Here is a 1,713-nt window from a genome sequence, read left to right as displayed (position 1 = left end):
CTGGACGCTTGTGGCCGTCCTGGCGGGTCTGACGCTGCTTGGAAGCAGCGTGTTGGGCAATGCCTACATTTTTCAGACCCGCATCGCCGACCCTCTGGACCGCGTAAGCAGATATGCCGAAAGTGTGGCCGCAGGGCTGGCCCCCGTGCCGTTGCGCCTGCGGCACCGGGATGAGCTGGCGGTCATGTTTGCCTCTTTGCAGCGCATGAAGGGAACGCTCTATTCGCGCATCCGTGAACTCAGGGAAGCGGAACAGCGCGCGCGCAGAAGCCGCCAGCAGGCGGTGATGGCCCGTTCACAGGCGTTGACCTCGCTGGAGCTGGCCCAGAGGGCCTCGCATGTGCAGGATGATTTTCTGCGCCGCATCAGCCATGAGATACGCACGCCGCTCAACGCCATCATCGGCATGAGTTATCTCAGCCTGCAAACGGAACTCAACGTGGTGCAGCGGGACTATCTGGCGCAGATCAACAAGTCCGGCGGCGTGCTGCTGGACATGGTAAACCGCATCCTGGATTTTTCCAGCGCCAGCGAGGGTTCCATCCGCATGGAACGCAAGGTCTTTGCCGTGGCGGACCTTCTGGAACTGTTGCGCCAGAGCGTGGCGGGGCTGGCTCTTGAAAAACACCTGCGTCTCAATTTTGTGCTGGACCCCTCCATTCCCGCCGTTGTGGCGGGGGATGAGCGTCATCTGGAAGAAGTGTTACGCATTCTGCTGGACAATGCGGTCAAATATACCGTCAGCGGCAGTGTGGATTTCCGCATCCTGCCATCGGGCGAGCCGCCTACGCGCAAGGGGGCCATACGGCTGCTCTTTGTGGTCTCGGATACCGGACCCGGTCTGGGCGAGGAGCAATGGAAAAAATTTTTCGAGCCGTTTACCCTTGGCGACGAATCCATGACGCGTTCTTTCAGCGGCCTTGGGCTGGGGCTTGCCCTGGCGCGGCAGTTGGTCAGCCTTATGGGCGGCGAGCTTACAGTGAGCAGCGTGCCGAGGCAGGGCAGCCGTTTTTCTTTTTCTGTGGATATGGAGCTGCCGGAGTCTGCGGACGGGCATAACGGCGTGGAACTGGCGGAAGACCTGTCGTCGGGCGCGCCTGCTTTTTCCGGCCAAAGCAGTCAAAGCGGTCAGGGCGGTCAGGGCGGACAAAGAGATCAGTTCAGGCAATTCGGACAACCCGGACAGACCGGGGCATCCGTCAGCAACGGCGAGCGCATGCCGCCCGCGTCTTTTGCCGTGCTGGTGGTGGAAGACAACGACATCAACGCGCAGATTGCGCGTGAGTTGCTGGAACACGCCGGGCTTGAGGTCATTTTGGCCGCCAATGGGCAGGAGGCGCTGCATCTGCTGGAAGATCCCGCGCATCCGCCCCTGGGCCTCGTGCTTATGGATGTGCAGATGCCGGTGATGGACGGCCTTGAGGCCACGCGACGCATCCGGGGCATGGGCTTCAGCCCCGAGGAACTGCCGGTGATTGCCATGACTGCCCATACAGACATGGCCTCGCGTATGGAAGGCAAGGATGTGGGCATGAATGATTATCTTACCAAGCCCGTAAATCCTGAAACGCTCTATGACACGCTGGAAAAATGGCTGGTCGGCGGCCTTGGGCGCAATCCCGCCAGGCAGGCTCATGAGGAAGGCGGCGCCACGGCAATGCCCCAAAAGGGCAACGAAGGCCCGCACATGCCTGTGGACACAGGCGCCGCCGG

General features: G+C 61.4%; 1 protein-coding gene. It reads left to right on the top strand.

Features of this window, described 5'->3' with window-relative positions:
* Window positions 1–10: 10 nt before the first annotated feature.
* On the top strand, window positions 11–1,713 hold a 1,703-nt coding region (locus V6C16_RS12510; RefSeq protein WP_333543359.1), incomplete at its 3' end, for a response regulator.

It is taken from the genome of Desulfovibrio sp. 1188_IL3213 (assembly GCF_036763145.1).
GTDB lineage: Bacteria > Desulfobacterota > Desulfovibrionia > Desulfovibrionales > Desulfovibrionaceae > Desulfovibrio.
Note: the sequence above shows the minus strand (reverse complement) of the source record. Positions and strands in the feature narration are given on the sequence as shown.